The organism is Roseovarius spongiae (assembly GCF_003651245.1).
GTDB classification, from domain to species: domain Bacteria; phylum Pseudomonadota; class Alphaproteobacteria; order Rhodobacterales; family Rhodobacteraceae; genus Roseovarius; species Roseovarius spongiae.
Window position 1 is genome coordinate 224,691 of record NZ_RAPE01000004.1, and the last position, 21,281, is coordinate 245,971.

Below are 21,281 nucleotides of genomic sequence, written 5' to 3' on the forward strand. Positions count from 1 at the left end.
CGCGACAGCGATCACGCAGTCGTGAACGGGTGCGTTTTTGCGCGACAGCGCCTGCGCCCAAGTCCTCCGAAATGGAGGCAGCAATGAAGCACGAAGAACAAATCAAAGCAGCAGCCCTGCTCCCGCGTTGGTCGACACCAGCCGAGGCGAGAGCCCAGCTCGATGAGGAAATCGATCGCTTGGTGAAAGCAGCAGCCGAAGCGACCGCCCAGCCTGACGCTGCTCTTGCCCTGCGGGTCACGGCCGGCTTGGGAAAAACCGCGACGGCGCTGCGCGTCATTGCACGCTACGGTGATGCACTTCTGACCCGGGGCCATGTCTTGATCTACGTGCCGACGCTCGATCTCGCGGAGCGCGCACATGCCGACTTCCGCGCCCTCGCGCCCAGGTTGCCGGCCCGTGTCCTGCGGGGGCGTGATGCCCTCCGCCCAGACAACCATGATGAAAAAATGTGCGCGCGGGCCGATATCGCAAGAAAGATCTCCGGGCTCGTGCCGTCGGTGACGCAGGCGCTCTGTCGCGGGCTGGATCCGAATGGCGAATTCGTCCAATCACCCTGCGCCAAGGGATGCCCCTATCTTGCGCAGAAGGACGTAACGGGTCCGCATGTCGTTTTTCTGTCGCATGCCTATCTGGCGCTCGATCCTCCTGTCGACCACGACTACCCGGTCGTCCTACGGGTCATCGATGAGAAGGTCTGGCCGACCCTTACTCGCACTTCGCATCTCGCGATCGACGATCTCATGCGCGCCCCGCTGGAACCCTTTCCGGAATCCCTCCATGACAGCCTCTCGCGGGCCAAAGCGGCAATTGTCGATGGGCTGCAACGCGACCTGCCGCTTCACGACCACCTGAGGAACTCAGGGATCGATACAGGGCAATTGCAGCGTCTCTCGCAAGCGGAAGGCCAGGCGCGATGCCATCTCGATATCAGCCCCTGGCAATCCCCGGAAACAGTCAATTTCTGCGTAGAGACCTTCGACAGGAAATCCTTTATCGCATCGCGCCAGCGGCAACGAATTCTCGAACGTCTGGCCGAAAAAGAAGCGGGTCACTGTGTCGGGGTGAAATTGCTCGATCTGACGATGGTTGGGGGCTCAAAATATGTGATCCAATCCGCCAGCATTGATGAAATCGAGCGCGATGCGCCGCTGCTTCTTCTTGATGCCGATGCCGATCCCGACATCACCGACCGCATCGCTCCCTCTGCGGCCTTCGTCTCGATCCAGTCGCCACCGATCGCCGACATCGTCCAGGTCTCCGATCTGACCCTGTCGAACAGCTGGCTGCTGCATCCGATAAAAGGGGCTGAGAGGCGGGCCGCCGTGCTCACGATCCTGAAGCGCGAAGTCGACCGGGCCGCGGGTGGTGGCGTCCTTGTCGTCGCGACAAAGTCCATTCTCACGGCGCTGCACGGGGATGTTGGCAACACGGTGGCTGACACCGATGAGGAGACCCTCAGGCAACCGCTTCTCGGCGCTGCGCCGCGCTGGTTCGGACCAAGGACCCAAGGTGTCAATGATTTCGCCGAGTATGCGGCCGTCGTTGTCATCGGCCGTCTCCAACCTGCTATCTCCGACATCGAGGCATCGGCGCGAGCGGTATTCGCGCAGGATGATTTGCCAATCGAAGTGCACGCTTCTGGACCACTTCCTGCCGCCGATGCACAAATTTTCACGGCCGATGGATCCCTCCGAGAAGCCCCCTTGCGGATGCATCCAGATCCGCGCGCGCAGGCCATCCTCGCCCAGTCACGCGAATGCGCCACGCTGCAGGCGATCGCCCGGCTTCGGCTCGCTTCTCCGACCCGCAACAAGCGGGTCGTGATCCTGAGCAATCTCCCGCTCCCGAATTTCCCCATCACGCGCCTGTCGACATTCGCCGCGTTCGAGCGGGATCTGGAACATGAACCCGATTGGCAGGGATTTGTTCGAATAGAGAAAGCCCTGCGTGCGACGATGGAGCGGCCGGTGCGCGGAACCCGGCTAACGGCGTCCGGGCTTGCGGCGGACCTGCCGCGAGACTTCCAATCCGAGGCCAGCGCCAAGCGTTTCCGGCGGGGTCGTCCGACATCGGATCTGGTTTCGCTCTGCCAGCGCGTCGCAGCAGTCAACGGCTGGCAGATCACGCCCCTCCTGCTCAGACGATCTGCTGGGGGCAAGCCCGTGCCTGCGATCATTCTCGACGATCTCGGTGCGCCGCTTTCGATGGCCGAAAGCCTGTGGCCAGATCTTACGCCGGAATTCGCGTGACGCACCAAGAAATTTCTTCCGCTCATGGCGATCGAACCGATCTTCTTCGTAGCGGCCATGACCGCCGCTTTCACAAACCCACTTTCGCAAAGACTTTGCGAAACTAACCAAAGGAAAATCCATGACTGAGAAAAGAACCGGCCGTCCCCCGAAATACACCGAGGCACAGGTGCTTAAAGGCATCGAACTGGTCGAGCAAGCCGGCGGAGCGCCGACCGGGGACACCGTGAAGAAGACGATGTGCGCGCAGCTGGGGGTGCCCGGCGGGATCAATGCGCAGAGCCTCGACAAGGAGGTCGAGCGCCTCCTCGAGGAGCGGCAACACCAGCGCCGGGAGCGGCAGGTCGCGGCGCTGCCCGAAGTAAGTCGGGCTGCCGTGAAGGAGATCGGCGCGATGGTCGAGACGGCGGTGCTGCATCACCTTGGCCAAGAACTGGAAGGTCTTCGGACGATCGCCGGAAAAAGGGTGGCGGCTCAAAATATCGATCTCAGCAATCAGCGCGTTCAGATCCGCGACCTCCTGTCCAAGATCGATCATCTGGCGGAGGAGATCGCCGACCTCGGCCATGCCAAGGTTGAGGGAGAGGAACAGCTGACGAAGGCGCAGGCCGAGAATGCCGCCTTGAAAGCGCGGATCGCAGACTTGGAGAAGGAACAGGATTTTCGTTCACAGATGCTGGCCGTAATGAAGGAGACGTTGGAGCAACGGCCCGAAGTAGCCGACTGATATCGGGGAAGACCACCGGCGTAGGCGCATGGGATTTCCTGGCACACACCGATGCCTTGCAGATGGATGCGACCCAGTGAACGATCTGCCTACCTCACGATGAGAAAATCAGGGGGAATTGGGGCACAGGGCTACGAAAGGGGTGTTCGCTGCTCCACATTTTTGCAGTGTGGCGGTCCGGCGGCGGTAAAGAAGGATTAGTGCCATGGTGGAGCACACACTCTTCTCGATCCGCGGTGCAACGCTGGGTTCATCGGCCCCTTTCAAGTTCCCGGTCAGCCAAATCAGAAAGAAACTCCGACACGGGCGCCACCCCCGACATCCACAAGAAATCCCGGGCACGCGTTGCTGCCACATACAAGAGATGGCGCTCGGTGGTCATAATCTCGTCGAGATGGGCCTCGTCCCGGGCCGTGAGCAACCGCGACTCGTCGGGGATGACGTCATGTGCAAGCCGGGGCACGGCAACGGCCCGGAATTCGGCGCCCTTGGCATCATGCATGGTCATCACATGAATATTCATTGCATCAAGAGCCGCCATCTGGTCCGACGACCGAACGAGAATGGCGATTTCCTCGCGTTCCACTCCGGCGTGCAACAGGGTGTCTACCCAGGCCTCAAGTTCTTCGCGTTCGGATTCGGGGGTGTCGTAAACCCGGATCGTCGGCACCGGGCCATCGAAAACGGATGTGACACCGAGGCGATTCTCCTCGGCGCCGTCCGCCTCGACCAGGGTCTCGGGCAGCAAGGTGTCGCTGCGTTTGCGGATCTGATGCGAGGTGCGGTAGTTCACCTTCAGACTGCGGGAGCGGCCACGCACATCGACACCGGCTGCCGACCAGGGAAATGGTGCGCGGAATATCCGCTGGCCGATATCACCGGCGAAGAACAACCCGTTGGGCCGCGCGCCGAACATGGCCCCCAGCAGCATCAACTCGGCCACCGAGATATCCTGCGCCTCGTCGACGATCACATGCGTGAATGGCATGGGGTCGCCCTGCCGAAGTGCATGGGCGCAGCCGGCCTCGGTAACGAGCCCCTCACGCGCGAGCCGGGCGCGGACCTGCGCGAACACCGCCCAGAGCGCATCGCGGCGGGACGCGGCCATCCGGGTCTTGCGCCCGAGGCGGGGCAGATCGCGATAGGCATCCGCATCCGCCACGTCCCAGGCATCGACGATCAGCAACCATTCATCGAACAGGAAGTCAGGGTCGACCGCCAAACCCGCCTCTGCCGCTGCCTCCTCGAGGAACCGCCGCAGAGTTGCCTCGTCGACGATTTCGACCCCGCCAAATCGTTCGGCATGGAGGCGGTGGATCACCGCGCCCAGGTCTTCGACGAAGATCCGGGCCTGTTCCTCGTGCCCGGCGACCAGCGGCAGCTTGGCGCGCAGCAGATCGGCCAGCCGGCGGTTGAAGGTGGTCAGCAGCACGCGGGCATCTGGATCGGCCGCCAGGCGCACCGCGCGGTGTAGCGCCACGATGGTCTTGCCGGTGCCGGCCGAGCCGATCACCCGGGCGGGGCCGTTGAAATCGCGTTCGACGAATTCGCGCTGCGCTGGGTGGAGGAAGACCGTCCATTTCTCCCAGGGCGCATCCAGCGCGGCCTTGAGCTCTTCGACATTCTCCACCACCCGAAAGCGGCGCAGGGCATCCGGGTGCGCCCAGGGGTCTTCGCCAGCCGCCACGACCGGAGCGGGCTGGGGTCGCTCGCCGGTGGCAGCGGCCATGATGGCGTCGGCAGCCTCGGAGGGCAGCCGCAGCGCGATATCCACCACCGTGTCCTCGGTGGCATCACGCACGGTGTCGAGCCAGTCCTCGGGCACGCCCCAGGACAACAGCGTATCGTTGGTTTCATCGGCGAAGAGGCGCGGCAGGCGGACGGCTTCCTCGACGATCCGCTGGATGACGACATCCTCGACGGTCTCGCGCGCTTCGACGATCTGGACGGCGCCGGTGCGGGGGTGGCTCTCGATCCGCCGGGTTTCGGCCCAGCGGTAGGCGGCGTCGTGATGGCCCACCCAGGCGAGCAACGTGTCGCCCTTGGCCTTGTGGATCACCATGCGGATGTCGCGATTGACCCGCGCGGTCCAGAAGTTCGGATCGCGGGCGCGATCGACCCGGTGCATGGAGAAGCCGGGCAGGCTCGGGTCCATCTGGAAATCGAAGGCGGATTGTTTCACTGCCTTCTGTTCCTGAGGGTGGAGCTTTTCCAGCGCGTCGTAGAAGGTATCGGCGATGCGGTGGGTCATTTTATCTTTGCGTTACTGAGCTTAAATTTCCGCTTTTTTCTCCGCTCAACTTTGAAAGTTGCGACCCATTCTGATTGGGCATTGTTCCTTAATTCTAAACCTCTAACTTTCTCGGCTTTTCTTCGAGCTTTTGCTGAAGCTTCTTGCTCAGGCGAAAGTCTCGAAGCACGGAAGTATCTCGTCTCATTGGACGGGTCTGAATCGACTTCTTGCCGTCCGAATTCTTGGTGAAGAGTACTTGGTATCTCCCGCCCTTCGCGAACTGCTCGCATATATGCTTCAAATCTAACGTTCTGGCTTTCATCGCTATTGAGATCCTTCTCGTCGTCACTTCCGAACCAAGAGGTTCCGGGTCGGATAATAGTTGAACCACCGTTGTAATCACCCTTCTTAGACACACCTACACCCCCAAGACTTTCATCACCTCATCCCCCAGATGGTTGATAACCTTGACGGCAATGCGGCCTGATTTGGGCTTTGCGAAGGGGCGCGAGACTGTGCGTTTGAGGCTTTCCCATGCTTCCTCGTCCACTTCCCCTTTCAGCGTCGTCTTGAGCTGCTTATAGGGGATCTCGGCGCCGGGGAAATAGGCGTGGCGCACGAAGAAGGATTCCTCGTTGTAGTCGGTGTCGATGAACCAGCAGGCGATGTCGTCGGGTTCGCTTGACACGACCTCGCCCGTCGCGGGTTTGAAGATGTCGACGCCGAGCAACTCGATGCGCAGGCGGTCGCCCTCCTCCCGAACCACGATATCCGGCTCGCCGAACACCACGAACAGGTTGCCGCCACCGGATTTCAGGTCGCCGGCCATGTGCAGGTCGGGGTTCATCCGGGCTTGCAGGATCGGCAGGCGGCCCAGCTTGCGGGTCTCTGCCGTGTGGGCGTCGTAGTTGAAGGCGCAGGTGATCAGCAGGTCGAAGCCTGCATCCACCGCCTCGCGCGCGGCGGCCATCAGGTCGGCGCGTTGCAGGGTGCCGTATTCGGGGCCGATCAGGATGCCAGCCTTGCGTTCCGTATCCCCTTCCAGATACCGCCCCTCGGCGGCGAGCCATTCACCGGGCCAGGCGGTGAGCGAGGTGAAGGTGATCTTGTCGGCCTTGTCGGCTTGCTGGATGCCCGCCTTGGAGAGGTTTTCGAGGATCGCGGTGCGGTAGTTGTCGGCCTCTTGCGCGCCTGGGGCGCGTTTGCCGGTGGCGGCGTCGTGATCCTCGATGATCTCGCCGTGTTCGTTGACCGCCTGGGTGCGGTGGGGCGAGAGGCTTTCGACCGTGAAGGGCCCGGCGACGCGGAGGCGTTTTTTGTCCTCATAGGGTTTGTCATAGAGGAATTCGTGATCGGCCTTGGCGGCGATGGAGGCGTCGATTTCGGTTTGCCGGGCGATGCGGGCGGTCCAGAAATCGGCCAGCGCGGTCTTTGCGGCATCGGACCAGTCTTCGGGGGCCTCGCGCGGGATTTCCCATTCCATGAAGCCGTTTGCGGGGGCGGTTTCTCCGCTGGGCAGGTCGACCTCGCCACTTGCGGTAAAGTCGATGTCATCGGCCTTGCGCCCGCCGGTCTCGACCGTGAAGGGCGTGGGGTGGCCGTTGAGCGCGGTGTTGAGGGCCGTGCGGGCGGCGTCGACGGCGGGTTGCTTGTCGGCCCAGATCTCGTCGATCTCGGTGTTGTTGGCGATGCTCTTCAGGGTGATGTGCGGCACGCGCTGATAGACAAAGCCGTGGCGGATGTCGTTATAGGTGGCCGCTGTCGCAGGGGCAGATCGGGTGACCTCGGCCTCTTTCCTTTGCCCGGCGTCGCTGTCCTTGAGCAGATACCAGGGGTATTTCGCGCCCATGATCCGCGCGCGGGCCAGGGCGAGGGCCACGCGAGAGGTGTCGATGGTGATCCAGCGCCGGCCCCATTGCTCGGCGACATGGGCGGTGGTGCCGGAGCCGCAGGTGGGATCGAGCACGAGGTCGCCGGGGTCGGTGGTCATTTGAATGCACCGCTCAATAACTTTTACATTTGTCTGAACTACATAAACTCGTGAAGAGACGCCAAGACCGCCTGATTGGGTATCCATCCAAATGTTCGACATCGGCGAAAAAGGCCAATCTTCGAAATAGCGCTTATAAAATGCGTTTTGCCCGCGCAAGCCAAGCCGGTTTGATTTATATGCGCGTGTCAAGCCGATCAGTGAAGTCTTCCAACCACCTGATTTCGGACGGAATTTTTGCCCCCACGCGGAGAACTCCATTCGCGACGAGTCACCGCCGGAGCGAGATGTGAGATCACCAAATACCAAAAGTTTCGCTTTCTTGGAGCTTGGCTTCCGCGCGATTACAAAGTCGTCTTCATACATCGCGAAGGAAGATGCTTCTTGCTTATTGCGATCTTTTTCAAGTTTCAGCTCGCGAAACTTTGCATTTTCCTTGTCCTTCGCAAACCAAAGCACGTGGTCCGCGATCCCCGAAACAAACTTGGAAGTTTGACTTGTCGTAGTGACGAAGTCGATTTGAACGATAAAATTCTCCTCCCCAAACACCTCATCCATGAGCGCGCGCACCCGGTGGACGTTCTCGTCTCCGATCTGGACGAAACAGGAGCCGCTCTCAGTCAGCAGTTCCCGCGCCACCACCAGCCGGTCGCGCAGGTATTGCAGGTAGGAATGGATGCCATCGCGCCAGGTGTCGCGGAAGGCCTTCACCTGCTCGGGCTCGCGGGTCAGATGCTCCAGCTTGCCGTCCTTCACATCGCGCGAGGTGGTGGACCACTGGAAGTTGGAGTTGAACTTGATGCCATAGGGCGGGTCGATATAGATCGCCTGCACCTGGCCTTTCAGCCCCTCACGCTCGGCCAGTGATGCCATCACCTGCAACCCGTCGCCCAGGATCATCCGGTTCGACCATTTGCGGTGGTGGCGGTAGAACTCGATCTCGGCCTCGCGGTCATCGTCGGTCAGCCCGAAATGATCGAAGAGATCGACGCCCGCCCCCTGCCCGTTCCGCTGCCCTCCGGCGCGCAGATCCTCGATGATCGCCTTCGGATGCACCTGTTCCTGCAGGTAGATCGGCGGCGCGTCGACGGTGAGCGCCGCCTGGTCGATATTTTTGCCGCGCCAGATCAGCTGCGGGTCGAGATCGGGGTTGCGGGTCGCGTAGGCCACCTTGATCGGGCGCGCATCGTCCGGGTCCATCATCGGCGCCAGTTCGGGCGTCGGGATGTTGAGGCGTTCGTCGTCGTGGGTGATCGGGTCGATGGGAGTCTTTTGGTCGGTCATCAGAGCGTATCCTCGGCGATGCAATTCAGAGCGGAAATGTAGAGTTCGAGCATGCGTTCCTGCCAATCCTGCGCCGCGGGCCATGTGGATGGATCGGCAACACTCGCCTCGAATCGCTGCCCCAATTCAGTGCCCTCGCCGCTTTGATTGGTGATGCCAAGGCGCTCTTCCAGTTTTGGGATGCGGGGCAGGATCCACTCGCGGAACGCGTCTGTCGTCAGACCGGAATGTCCGCGGACAAATATCCCGGCAGCCTTCTGGCCGATCCAGAGCACGACCTTGATGTCCGGCGCCTTGTCCGGCGAGAAGGAAATCCAACTGCCGCGTTTTGCCGGCACACGGGTGTCTGGATGACGGGCAACGTATTCGGCCCAATAAGCCTCGCGCATGTCGCCGAGTTCCGACGTGCCGCCGACCACGGTGCGTTTCTGGGCGATGAGTTTGCGATCCCAGTCATTGGGTTTCTCCACGACCTCGAATATCGGCGCATAGGGGCTGTCTCCGATGCGCACAACACGGGCCTTTATCGCGAAAAAGGAAAAGCCATCGGCAGTGTGTTCGTTGAGCCAGCGGATGGCGGATAGGTGCGGTTCACGGAACGACGGCGCGAGCCAGATGACGGTTTGCGCCTCGAGCCCGGCGAGATAGGTCATGATCTGGCCGAGATGGGTGTGGTCGGTCGTCTCCAACTGGTTTTCGATTAGCACGACGCTGTCATCCATCGGGTTGCGCGCGAGGATGTCGGCGGAGAAGGTTTCGACCGCGACCTCTGTGCCGGTGAGTTCCAGCGGGATGCCGATGGCCTCGGACAAATGATCGATATTCTCGGCGAGCCAAGGGGTGAATTCGAGTGCCTCGTGTTTCCATGCCTCACGCAGCGGGAGGTCCTGCAAACGGCCAAAGCGAATGTCGGTCATGTCAGCCTCTTTCACCAGATCAGCCAAAGTATGAAGATCGGCGGAATGGCCGAAACGGCAACCCAAAAGGCCGCGATAAGGCATTGAAACATCAGTGCCAGTAATTCCAGGGTGGTTGGTTCGCGTTTCATGCCGGCACCCTCCCGAGCATCTCATCGATAGCCGCATCCAGCGCGGGGCCGAACTCATGCACCTCGCGCAGTTCGGCGAAGCCCCAGCGCCCGTAAGTGCCCAGCCGGTTGACGGCGGGGATCCATTTGGCGCGCATGGTTTCAGCCTTGAGCATGGCGTCGTGGCCGCGGTAGCCCTTGACCTCGATCACCAGGGTGGTGGGTTCGGAGGCATCGAGCCGGATCAGGAAATCCGGGCGATAGTGGCGCGGTTCGCCTTCCACCAAGTATGGCACCTCAAGCCCGAGGTTGTGGTTCTTGGCATAGCTGAGCACGGCGGGATGATCCTCGATGCTGGCAGCCAGCTTGTCCTCCCAATCGCTGTCGGTGATGATCCAATTTAGGTGGGATTTGTCGGGGCGCGGTTGGTATCGCGTTGCCTTGGATGTGTTGAAATTGACCCCGAGGGTGGAGCCGGTGGGGTTGTAGGGATCGAGCACCGCGCGCAGCACGCTGTCGCCGCCGGGCTTGTCGATGAGCGCGCCGAAGATCAGGTCGCAGACTTCATCGGCAATCTCGCGGTAAAGGAGTTGCGCGGGCACGGTGCCGCCAGTGCACTGCAGGTGGCCTTCCGAGAGCCATTGGTTGACGATGCGCTTGGCCGCCGGGATCAGGTGCATGCGCGGGCGCTGGTTCGCATCGCGGAGTTTCTCGAACACCATGTGCTTGGCGACATGATAGGCGATGGTCGATTGCCGGGTGGTGCGCAGGTAATCGAGCGTCAGCTTTTCGCTTTCGCCGACGATGCCTTGCATGGTGACTTCGGCAGCAGAGGTCTTCTCGGGGGTCAGCACGTAGCGCTCCATGCCCGAGAAATCGACATCGAGGCTGTCCGAAGGCAGGTCAGCGACATAGCCGGTGACCCGCGGGAAGGTGATCTCCAGATGATCGCGCTCGGGCGAGACGGCGCGCACATTGATGACATCGCGCGGCGGCTGCGGTGGCGCGATTGTGGGCTGGCCCGAAAAATTCAGCCCGTCGATACCCATGATATCGGCATATTCGGTGCGAAACAGGCCGGTGTCGGGATCGGCATCGTAAGACAGCCGGCGCAGCGCACGACCGATCACCTGCTCGCAGATCAGTTGCGTGCCGAACGCCCGCAGGCCCAGGATATGCGTGACGTTATTGGCATCCCAGCCTTCAGTCAGCATCGAGACCGACACGACGCAGCGCACCTGCTCGCCCAAGCGGCCCTTTTTGCCCACGGTGTTCATCACCTCGCGCAGGATGTCGGCGTCGCTCAGGTCGTCGGCCCTGTTCCGCTCGGCCTGCTCGCGGCGGAAGGCCTCGATCTCTTCGGCATGGGCATCGCGGAAGGCCTTGTCCACGTCGCCGCCGGCCTCCAGCGTGGCGCTGTCGATCAGGACGGTGCGTGGCCGTGGCAGACGGTCGCCGTCAGACGAGAAATTGGCGAAGAGATCGCATTTACCCTTGATGGTTTCGATGGTCCCATCGGCATTCTCGCGCTCGTATCCGGCGATGTAGTCGCGCAGAAGCTCGGAATTGGTGGTGTTGTTGCAAACCACGATGAAGACCGGCGGGATGCCGACGCCCTCGGCCTCCCAAAGCTTGAAGGTCTTTTCGTAATGGCCGTAGAGCGCATCAATTGCGGTTTTCAGCGGGATCGGCAGGCTTTGCGGATCGGGTTTCGCGCCGCGGGATTTCTTCGGCATCTTCTTTCCGATCGCCTCCCACAGCTTTCGATAGAGCGGCTCGGGCTCACCCGGCAGATTGTCGGCCACCGGCACCCGCGGCAGCTTGACGATCCCGCATTCGATCGCGTCCATCAGCGAAAAATCGGAGATCACCCAGGGAAAGAGCGTGCCCTCGACCCAGCCCGACCCGGACAGGAAAAACGGCGTGGCCGAGAGATCATAGACAATCTGCACCCCCAGCTTGCGCTTCGCGGCCTCAATCCCCGAGATCCAAAGTCGCGCGGCCTCGGCGTTCTCCTCCGCTTCCTTGCGTGCATCGCCGGTCAGCTTTGGTGCATCGGCATTCGGGCGTTCGCGGTAGCAGTGATGCGCCTCGTCATTGATCACGTTGATCCGGCCCAGCCCCATGAGTTCCGGCATGACCCGCTGGAGCATCTGGCCTTCGCTCTCCAGCGTGGTCAGCGCCTCGCCATGCCCCTCAAGCGCCGAGCGCGTCCCCTTCGCGAGTTGCACCCGCTCGCGCAGCTTGAAGGCATGATAATTGGTCAGGACAATCTTCGCGCGCTGCATGTCCGGCATCAGGTCGCCCGGGACGAGGTTAAGTTTCTGATAGTAGCTGTCGGCATCATTGGGCATGAGAACCCGCAGACGATCGCGAATCGTAATGCCGGGAGTCACGATCAAGAACCCCCGCGAGAAGGTTTTGGAATTGGGACTGCGCACGGAATTGAGCGTCTGCCAGGCGATCAGCATGGCCATGACGGTGGTCTTGCCGGCACCCGTCGCCAGCTTCATCGCCACCCGGAAGAGGTCCGGGTTCGCCTCGGCGTTCGCAGCCTCCAGCCTGCGGCGCACCCGACGGCCCCGCTCCCCCATCTTCGGCGCAACTTCGGTCATCCAGATCGCGGTTTCGACCGCTTCGAGCTGGCAGAAGAACGGGCGGATGACCTGCGTCTCGTCCTTCTGAATGGCGCGCCAATGTTGCAGCAGACGCTGCGTTATCGGAGAGACCTGCCAGTCGTTCGGGTTCGGGAGTTGCCGCCAGGCATCGACCTGGCTGCGCATCTCGTTGACGAATTCGGTCACGTTGTAGGCCATGTCCTGGCCCGTCAGCCCGGCCGCGCTCAACTCCATTTCCGCCTGCTTGCCGCCCTTCACGCTCCTGGCCTTCGGCATTGCAGAAATGAGATCGGATCTTCGCCTCTTGGGAATTACCGTATCGGTAGGACGACCGTCACCATCCAATTCCCAGTGCCGCTCTGGAATAAAATAGGGAGAGTTCAGGATTGGCTGCTCGAAAAAGGTCATTTCTCTGCCCCGGATTTGTTTGATGGCACTAAAGCAAAGGCAAAGGAGCGAAGCAATGCCTCCCGCGGCGGGCAATCATCATGCAGAATATGCGATGGCTGCTGTGGCTGTCAGGAAATTGTTCGTTCCACCCTGCCCGGTCGCCGCGGGCAGGTCACCGTAACCTGTCGGTCGCAAGAGAGGCGCTTTCAGCCCCAGGGTCCGCGTTGCCCGCGTGGGCGGGTTGCGCGATCGTTCCACCCGGGCCGGGCGGCAGGTGTTAATGTCGTTCCTCCTTGGCCCGCCATCGCGCGCAGCGCCGCCACGCGGTTCTCGGTCGCGGGATGGGTCGCGAAGAGATTGTCGTGCTTGTGCGCGTGCAGCGGGTTGATGATGAACATATGCGCCGTCGCCGGGTTGCGTTCGGCCGCGTGGTTGTCGATCCGGGCCGCGCCCATGGCGATCTTTTCGAGCGCCGACGCGAGCCAGAGCGGCTGGCCGCAGATCTCGGCACCCGCCTTGTCGGCGGCATATTCCCGGGTCCGGCTGATCGCCATCTGCACCAGCGCCGCCGCCAGCGGGGCGAGGATCATCATCGCGAGCGTGCCGATCAGCCCCAACCGCTCACGCGATCCGCCGAAGAACAGCGCGAAATTGGCCAGCATCGAGATGGCGCCCGCGAAGGTCGCGGTCACGGTCATGATCGCGGTGTCGTGGTTGCGGATATGTGCCAGTTCGTGGGCAATCACGCCGGCCAGTTCCTCGCGCGTCAGGTTGCGGATCAGGCCGGATGTCACCGCCACGGCCGCGTTGGCCGGATTGCGCCCGGTAGCAAAGGCATTGGGCTGCGGCGTGTCGATCAGGTAGACCTTCGGCGCGGGCAGGCCCGCGTTGCGCGCAAGTTCGGCGGTCAAGGCGTGCAGGCCGAGACGATCGCCCGGGGGCAGCGGCTCGGCGTTGTGCATCCGCAGGACCATGCGGTCCGAGTTCCACCATGTAAACACATTCATTCCGGCCGCAACGACCAGCGCAATGAGCGCCCCACCCGATCCCCCGATCAGATAGCCCACACCCATGAAAAGCGCGGTCATTGCCGCCATCAGCATCGCTGTCTTCACATAGCCCATCGTGCCTCTTAACGAACCTCGCAGTAACACCGTGATCGAAATATGGGGCGGCTTCCGATCCGTGCAAGCATGATGGCTGCAAGCACTGGCGAAGCAATCTTTCCGCAGTCCGGGCCTGAATTGCCGCTCAAGCCCGCCGCGTCAGCAGGTTTCGCCGCCCCCCATATCGCGAGGTAAACTCCAACGGCATACTGGAATTATATCCGGCACATCGCTCGCCAATTGACTGCAGCACCATTTCTGTCGGAGAAAGGCTCACATCAAATCGGCGCCGATGAGCCAGAAATGACGACTGTGAACCCACCCGCATCTGACAATTCTTCGCATGGCGAGCGCAAGAACCTTTCCGGCCTGCTGGGATTTGCCCAGGGCGTTCTGACCGCACGCACCAAGGTCCAGATGTCGATGCAGGCCGGGCTGGGGGTCTTCCACGAGGGAGACGTCGACCACCTGCCGGGCGTTCACCTGCACTGCGACGACGGCGCTTGGCTGCGAATCGACAGGCAGCCGGAAACCCGCCCACCGGAGGCGGTCGATTACGTAGCGCGCTTCTTCGCCGCCATCCCGTCCGATCCCTCGAAACTGCCCAAGCTGAAGCCCGCAATCCAGATCGATGTCACGATCGAGGATGCTTCCGACCTCGAGGAAGCGGGGCTCCTTTCTCCCGAGGATGTCCATGTCATCGTCGAGGACGGCATTGAGGTCGAAAACCGTGTAAGGGTCATCCTCCACGCCGAGAACTGCCCCGAGATGCGCCGCGACTTCGAGCGCTACACGCGCGGCGATTGGGCGGACTGGGCGCATGCCGAGAAACCCGTGCGGCGCGCCATCGCCTTCTACAACGACCTGTTCAAAATCCACTCGGCCATCCACACCTCGGAGGGCACCCCCCCGGAGATCGTTTGGGGCATCGGGATCGGCCGCTGGGAGACAGGCTCCGAGAAAATCGACATGCCGATCATCGAACAGCTAATCGATATCGAGCTGGAGGATGGCGGCGCCATCTCCATCCGTCCGCGGGAGCTGCCGCCGCAGCTTTCGCTGAAGCCCTACCTCGAGGTCGATGTCGATGGCTCTCCGAAGCTCCAGCGTGACCTCCAGGAGCGACTGAGCCAGATCCTGGTGGGGGAGGAGGAGTTCTCTCCCTTCACAACCCTCTGGGAGCCCCTGCTCGACACGGCCACCAGCAACCTGGCCCCGAGCGCCGTTCATGTCACGCGCGCGCAGCTGGACGAGGGCGCCTCGCTCGAAAGCATCGGCAAGGACCTGAGGGTCACCTCGAGCTGGGCGATCTTCGGCCGGCCGCGCTCGATCGAGGCGCGTGCTCAGGACCTGGCCGCCCTGCGCAAGCAGATCGACGACGAGACCGCGACGGTTCCAGCCTCGATCCGCAGATACGCCACGACGCCGCCCGACGAGCCCAAGAGCACAACCTCGAGTTTCGGCCTCAATACCGCCGTCATCGGTGCCAACAAGACGCCGCCCGAGCCCTCCGCCACGGGCGGCGCGAGCATGGGCCGGGTCCCCGGCGCGGGCAGCACTCGGAAGGCCGACAAAGGCGAGAACGGCCGCAGGGTTCATTTCTTTCCGCTCCCCTACAACGAGGAGCAGGGCAAGATCTCCGACATGATCGATGACGCCAAGGTGCACGTCGTCGGCGTTTCTGGCCCGCCCGGAACCGGCAAGAGCCACACCATCGCCAACATTATCAGCCACCAGATGGCAACGGGAAACCGCGTGCTGGTGACCGCCCGCACTCCCGAGGCCATTGCCGCCGTGCGGGAAAAACTCCCGCCCGCGCTCCAACCCCTCGTCATCGCCTCCGTCGGCACCGACCGGGACAGCGCGCAGCAGCTCCAGGACGCGGTCTCCGAGCTCTCCCGCGAGGTTGTCACGCTCAACGAGCAGGACGCCGAGGACCAGATGCACCGACTCGAGGTAATGATCGTCGCCTGCGACGAGACCGCCGAGGAGGCGGATGCCGCCCTCGCTGAGATCGCCCGCGCGAACCTCGCCCAGATGACCTGGGACGGCGCCCAGCACACGCCGATGGACTTGGTCGACATCCTGGCCGCGGGCGAGGAGGCGCACGGCTGGTTTACCGACCGCCCCTCCAAACCGCCCCCGGCGCAGCTCGACGAAACCCTCGGACGTCTCGCGACCGCGATGCCCGCGCTTGCCGCCGACACCCTCTATGCAGGCGCGGACCTTCCTGCCGCGGACGCCCTCCCCGGAACGGCCGAGCTGGTCGCGGCCCACGACGCCGCGCTCGCTTGGTCGCGCCGCGAGGTCGTCGATTACAGCAGCGCCCCGCCGATGGCCCTCGACAGCGCGGGCGCCGAGAGCCAGGCGCGAAAGGTCCTCCGCGAGCTCCTCGCCCTGTCCGACATGATCGCGATCGCGGACGCCAATGTCCGCGGCCTCGCCGTGCGCGCGCTGCGCGACGACGGCGCGATCAATCGCTCCGCGATCGAGGCAACCCACAGTTTTCTCAGCAAGCAGCGCGTCCTCGACCAGATCACGACAGTCCGATTCGAGATCGGCGCCTGCGGCGAAGAAGACTTCATGCAGGCCGCGACGCGCGGCGCATCGGGGCAGAAGCCTGTCGGCTTCGGCCTCTTCAATGGGGCGCTCAAGTCCGCAACTGCCTCGGTCCGCGTGAACGGGAAGGACCCGTCCGGCACCAGCGACTGGCAGGCCGTCCTCGAGGCCTGCCGGCTCCAGCAGGCCAGCGTGAAGATCGCCGACACGCTCCGGCCCTTCGTCTCGGAGCAGATCATGCCAGCGCTGCCGAGCCGCCCTTGGGAGATCGCCCAACACCTGAAAGACAGGCAAACGGAACTGGAGGCCGCCCTCGATATCGCCACTCGGCTCAAGCCCGTCATCGACGCCCTCGAAGCGCTCTTTCCCTATGGGCTCGATAGCGAGGCGATCAAGACGCACCTCGATTGCAGCGATGCGATCTTCGCGATCCGCGGCAACCTTCCGGACGACTACGTCGCTCCGGAGGCGTTAGAGCGCCTGCGCCAGATTGCCGGCTCGAGCTCGCTCCCGATCCTCGCTGCCATCGGCAGCCTCGCCAATGCGCTCGGACAAGAAGGCACGGACCCCACAGATGTGGTCAAGGAGCGCGGCGCCATCACCCGCGAGCTTACACGCCTCTCCGAGGTCGCGCCCCGGCTCAAGGCCCTCGGTGCCGATCTCGATGCCCTGCGCACCGCCGGCGCTCCCGAGTGGGTAGAGCGACTCGAGGAACGCCCGGAGGCGGCCGGCGAGTTGATCCCCGACACCTGGAGGGCCTCCTGGGCTTGGGCCGAAGCCAAGGCCCGGCTCGACTGCATTGTGGCTCTCGGCAATGGAGACGACCACCGGCGCATCAAGTCCGAAGCCATAGCGCAGCGGCGAAAGCATTTCGAGGACCTAATCCGCACGCGTACCCTCCTGGGTCTCAAGGATCGCATGACCCCCTCGATCCGCACCGCCATGGAAGCCTTCACCCAGGCCGTCTCCAAAATCGGCACGGGCAAGGGCAAGCGCGCCCCCCGCTTCATTCGGGCCGCCCAGGAGGCCGCACGGAAGGCGTCACCCGCCGCCCCGGTCTGGATCATGCCGGAATATAGGATTCCTGAGCAGCTGCCGGCCAAGTTCGGCGACTTTGACCTCGTGATCCTCGACGAGGCCTCACAGAGCGACATCACCGCGCTCGCGGCACTGGCGCGCGGCAAGAAAATCCTGGTGGTGGGCGACGAGGAGCAGGTGAGTCCCTCGAGCGTCGGCATCCCGGACCAGAAGATCAACGCGCTGCGGGCCGAGTTCATCGACACGCTACCGATGTCGGGCCTGATCGACCAGAACACCTCGATCTTCGAGATGACCAAGCGGATGCATCCCGACAGTCATGTCATGCTGCGCGAGCACTTCCGCTGCGTCGCTCCGATCATCCAGTTCTCGACGCGCTTCTACAACAACGCCCTCGTGCCGCTTCGCGTGCCCAAGGCTTCCGAGCGCTTCGACCCGCCGCTGGCGGACGTCTACATCGCGGGCGCCACGCGCCACGGCAAGATCAATGCCTCCGAGGCGCGCTGGATCGTCGACGAGATCGCGGGGCTTATCGAGGACCCTGCCCACGAGGGGCGCGACATCGGGGTGATCTCGCTGATCGGCAATGAACAGGCCGAGCGGATTGGCCGAATGCTCGTTGAAGACGAGCGGATCGGACCCGAGCAGATCGAGAAGCGCCGGATCATCTACGGCGATGCGCGCACCATGCAGGGCCAGGAACGCTCCATTGTCTTCCTGTCGATGGTCGCGACCCCCGGCCACGCCACTGCCCAGACCAGCAAGGCCGACCAGCAACGTATCAACGTCGCCATGAGCCGGGCGAAGGACCGTCTCTATCTGGTGCGCTCGGTCAGCCTCGAGGATCTCAAGCCCACCGACATCAAGGCGCATATCCTTCAGCACTTCGCCGACCCGATGCCCGAGGGCCGGGCGGCGACCGGCAAGGAAACAGCGAACCTGATGGACCGCTGCGATAGCGGCTTTGAACGCGAGGTCCTCCAGCGCCTGATGGATGCCGGCTACCGGGTGCAGCCGCAGGTCCCCGCCGGCGGCTTCCGGATCGACCTCGTGGTCGAAGGCACCGAGGACCGGCGCCTGGCGATCGAGCTCGACGGTGACCAGTATCACGGGCCCGATGTCTGGGACCGCGACATGGCCCGCCAGGCCGCGCTGGAACGCGCGGGCTGGGTCTTCTGGCGCGTCTTCGGAAGCCAGTGGAAATCGAACCGGGAGTTCTGGTGGGACAGCCTCATCGAGACGCTGGACCGCCTCGGTATCGAACCGATCGGCTCCGAGGCCGTGGACGAACGCTTCACCGAGACCATCGTAGTCGATCCCTGGGAGACCGTCGGATCGACCCCGGACAACACCGAGGACGTCGAGGTCGGGACGACCGGTTCGGGCGAAGATGCAGGCACCCAGGGCGCGGCCGCCCTCGAGGCACCGGCCGATCACGACAGGGAGGTATCGCCAGATAGCGCCGGCACGAAAACTTTCCCGGCCACGGCGCGCGAAGACATGGCCGATCCCGCGGAGGAGTCCGATGCAGGCCATTCCGATCACGTCCGGCCCTCGGTAGACGAGGAGCCCGGGGTGCCTCCGAAGAATGCGAAGACGGCCGCACGCCGCACTGGCGCGGGCCCATTGAGGCGCGCCGACCAGCAGCAGCGTTTGCCGCTCGAAGACGACCTTTTTAGCGTCTTGGCCCCAGCCTCTCCCGACGACGACCGGAAGCCCGCGACCGGCGTCTTGAAGGGCGATGACATGTTCGCCCTGTCCGCCGCCGAGGGCGACGCGGGTCCTGGCCCGGTGCGTGCGGGCAGCACAGTCCGACTGGAAAAGCTTGGCAACGGCGGCGGCAAGCTTGAGGTCACTATTGTCGAGGACGGGCACAACGCGGCCCATGGGATGATCGGGATTCACACGCCGCTCGCCCAGGCCCTCCTCGAAGCGGAGGTGGGCGAAGAGGTCGAATACAAAACCGGCGCCTACCTACAGGAGGTTCGAATTCTCGCCATCAGCTAAGTGGGCTCCGTCCGCTCGCCCAATCCATCTTGATCGAGCGTTGACTGCGTGCACCGGTTACGGCACAACTTGGGGCACACCGCCGGATTCGAACCGGACTCGGAGGAAATTTCCCTTTGTTTTCATAGGTGTTTGCAGACCGTCTCCCGCCCTCATCATCGAAGCCGCCAACTTCGAGCAATACGGCTCCCCCGCGCCTGCGGGGATAGACCCCCTTTGAAACCGGCTTGCCGGTGTTATACCAGGGCTCCCCCGCGCCTGCGGGGATAGACCCAATCCCGTTGTGCGCGCATGACGTATCGAATGGGCTCCCCCGCGCCTGCGGGGATAGACCCGATCCGCTCCGGGTTGTCCATCGTCCGCATCAGGCTCCCTCGCGCCTGCGGGGATCCGCCTTGCCTCCGGCGCCGTGGCGCTCGCTTTGCTCATGTGGTGGCGGCAGGGACGTCTCTGGAATTTTGCGAGGCAAGCTGGGCAAGTGTCGGCGCCTTAGCTCTCTATGTGATCGGCTTTTCCTTCGCCTATCTCAGCCTCGGTGCCGGGCTTGGTACGCTGGTGCTGTTTGGGTGCGTGCAAGTGACGATGTTCTGCGGCGCGGTCGCCCGGGGAGAGCGTCCTGCCCTGCGCCGCTGGGGAGGCGTGGGGCTGGCGTTCGCCGGGTTGATTTGGTTGGTCAGCCCGGCCGGCGTCGCCCCGGCGCCGGGTGGCGCCGCGTCGATGGTGGCGGCAGGGTTCGGGTGGGGCGTCTATTCCCTGATCGGCAAGCGCGTGACCGAGCCGCTGAGCGCGACAGCAGCAAAGTTCTTGCTGGCGGCACCTTTCGGGTTCACCGCTGTTCTGATCGTACCAGCCGGCCCCGCGGTACAGCCCATGGGCGTTGTTTACGGGCTTTTGTCGGGGATGGGCGCCTCGGGGCTGGGGTATGCGCTGTGGTATTCGGTGCTGCCACGCATCGATGCCTCGACGGCGTCGGTGGCTCAGCTCTCTGTGCCGGTGATTGCGGTTGCCGGCGGCGCCGTGTTTCTGGACGAGGCGGTGACCTCGCGCCTGGTCCTCGCGGCCTGCGTGGTGTTGGCGGGGGTGGCGCTGACGACGGTGCGGAGCCGGCCGAAGACGGTGTGATCGTGCCGGCTCACTGCTGGATCGGCTCCAGCGGGCCATCATGGATCAGGCCAATCACAGGGAGGATTTTGCCGGATTGTCAGGCGCAAAGCGGATTGTCGCGAGGGCTTCGTAGCCGAATAGGCGGCGAACAATCCACGGAGAGGAAAAGCGCCATCGGCAGGGGCCGAGTTTAAGGCCTACGTGCCTGCTATAGTCCTCTGGACACGTGGACTGCCTACCAGTAAGCGGCGTGCCACACCCGCCTGCATCTGACGCGAACAATGATGAGGGGATATGACAGGGTCACCCAATCCGCAGGCACTATTATCTGTGCTGTTTCCAGTCGCCAAACTCGATATGCATTTCGCATATAGAAGGAAAATCTTTTGCACAAACAAGCAACCCATGATCGCATTGCCTGGCTTTATGATCTTCTCGATCTGCCATTCGGACGATAGTCAGAAATTGGGATATTTATCTATATGTTGATTCTAAGGTGCCCTCAGAGGCATATGTAGTGTTGGAGCAGGCTCCCGAAACTTCATGAGGGCGGAAAACTGGATAATTGGCCTCCTCGGACTGGTTTGATCCAGCATGCGGCTGTGCTTGGCCAGGCATTATCGCGCCGGCGTCTTCCCGCAGAAAATTTTTCGCGCAGATCTCGAAGGTATCGCGACTGCCACCTCAAACTGCTCTCACAGCGGCATTCCGAGCGAATCAAAACCTATCAAGCTTGATCCGTGGGCGTTGATTCGCGATTGGAATGTCAGCCCGTCGTTGGTTGAGACCCTGATTTACCAGCTCTCGTTATGGAATTGAAAATCATCCGAGGTTCTGGCCAGAGAAATTTCAAGTGGCGCACGCCTTTCAACGAAGAGCAGCCCAGGCGGCCATCGCTTGGTTGACATGATTCTTATCGAAGGCTTTCTTTATCCATCGCGGGCAC

Annotated in this window: 10 protein-coding genes; 5 read left to right on the forward strand and 5 right to left on the reverse strand. The window is 62.9% G+C overall.

Annotation, left to right across the window (positions count from 1 at the left end):
- Positions 1-83 precede the first annotated feature (83 nt).
- Positions 84-2,252, forward strand: a complete 2,169-nt coding sequence (locus D6850_RS14645) for a DEAD/DEAH box helicase family protein (protein WP_166434081.1) — start codon at positions 84-86, stop codon at positions 2,250-2,252.
- 121 nt (positions 2,253-2,373) lie between these two features.
- The gene (locus tag D6850_RS14650; RefSeq protein ID WP_121168281.1) at positions 2,374-2,979 is read left to right on the forward strand and encodes a hypothetical protein; all 606 of its coding nucleotides are present in this window, start codon (positions 2,374-2,376) and stop codon (positions 2,977-2,979) included.
- Between the two features lie 250 nt (positions 2,980-3,229).
- On the opposite strand, the gene D6850_RS14655 is transcribed toward D6850_RS14650, so the two are convergent.
- The 5 genes from D6850_RS14655 to htpX form a co-directional block, all read right to left on the reverse strand.
- A complete protein-coding gene (locus D6850_RS14655) occupies positions 3,230-5,230 on the reverse strand; it encodes a 3'-5' exonuclease (protein ID WP_121168283.1) in 2,001 nt (666 codons plus the stop codon).
- Between the two features lie 400 nt (positions 5,231-5,630).
- Positions 5,631-8,486, reverse strand: a complete 2,856-nt coding sequence (locus D6850_RS14665; RefSeq protein ID WP_121168287.1) for a site-specific DNA-methyltransferase — start codon at positions 8,484-8,486, stop codon at positions 5,631-5,633.
- Positions 8,486-9,403, reverse strand: a complete 918-nt coding sequence (locus tag D6850_RS14670) for a hypothetical protein (protein ID WP_121168289.1) — start codon at positions 9,401-9,403, stop codon at positions 8,486-8,488. The genes D6850_RS14665 and D6850_RS14670 overlap by 1 nt, the downstream gene beginning before the upstream one ends.
- 127 nt (positions 9,404-9,530) lie before the next feature.
- Complete coding sequence (locus tag D6850_RS14675; protein WP_166434082.1) at positions 9,531-12,539, reverse strand: BPTD_3080 family restriction endonuclease; 3,009 nt, start codon at positions 12,537-12,539, stop codon at positions 9,531-9,533.
- A 188-nt stretch (positions 12,540-12,727) separates the two neighbouring features.
- Positions 12,728-13,645, reverse strand: coding sequence for a zinc metalloprotease HtpX (gene htpX, locus D6850_RS14680; protein WP_121168291.1), 918 nt, complete (start codon positions 13,643-13,645; stop codon positions 12,728-12,730).
- 285 nt (positions 13,646-13,930) lie between these two features.
- Between htpX and D6850_RS14685 the strand changes: the two genes are divergently transcribed.
- From D6850_RS14685 to D6850_RS19320, 3 genes are all read left to right on the forward strand, one after another.
- Positions 13,931-19,231, forward strand: a complete 5,301-nt coding sequence (locus D6850_RS14685; RefSeq protein ID WP_121168293.1) for an AAA domain-containing protein — start codon at positions 13,931-13,933, stop codon at positions 19,229-19,231.
- A 501-nt stretch (positions 19,232-19,732) separates the two neighbouring features.
- A complete protein-coding gene (locus tag D6850_RS14690; protein ID WP_121168295.1) occupies positions 19,733-20,353 on the forward strand; it encodes a DMT family transporter in 621 nt (206 codons plus the stop codon).
- 576 nt (positions 20,354-20,929) lie between these two features.
- On the forward strand, positions 20,930-21,154 hold the full coding sequence (locus D6850_RS19320; RefSeq protein WP_147438911.1) for a hypothetical protein: 225 nt from the start codon (positions 20,930-20,932) through the stop codon (positions 21,152-21,154).
- Positions 21,155-21,281: the final 127 nt, after the last annotated feature.

Bases quoted from the DNA above. Each gene is read 5' to 3' on its own strand.
- D6850_RS14645 (WP_166434081.1), top strand. From the start codon at position 84: ATGAAGCACGAAGAACAAATCAAAGCAGCAGCCCTGCTCCCGCGTTGG.
- D6850_RS14650 (WP_121168281.1), top strand. From the start codon at position 2,374: ATGACTGAGAAAAGAACCGGCCGTCCCCCGAAATACACCGAGGCACAG.
- D6850_RS14655 (WP_121168283.1), bottom strand. From the start codon at position 5,230: ATGACCCACCGCATCGCCGATACCTTCTACGACGCGCTGGAAAAGCTC.
- D6850_RS14665 (WP_121168287.1), bottom strand. From the start codon at position 8,486: ATGACCGACCAAAAGACTCCCATCGACCCGATCACCCACGACGACGAA.
- D6850_RS14670 (WP_121168289.1), bottom strand. From the start codon at position 9,403: ATGACCGACATTCGCTTTGGCCGTTTGCAGGACCTCCCGCTGCGTGAG.
- D6850_RS14675 (WP_166434082.1), bottom strand. From the start codon at position 12,539: ATGACCTTTTTCGAGCAGCCAATCCTGAACTCTCCCTATTTTATTCCA.
- htpX (WP_121168291.1), bottom strand. From the start codon at position 13,645: ATGGGCTATGTGAAGACAGCGATGCTGATGGCGGCAATGACCGCGCTT.
- D6850_RS14685 (WP_121168293.1), top strand. From the start codon at position 13,931: ATGACGACTGTGAACCCACCCGCATCTGACAATTCTTCGCATGGCGAG.
- D6850_RS19320 (WP_147438911.1), top strand. From the start codon at position 20,930: ATGCGGCTGTGCTTGGCCAGGCATTATCGCGCCGGCGTCTTCCCGCAG.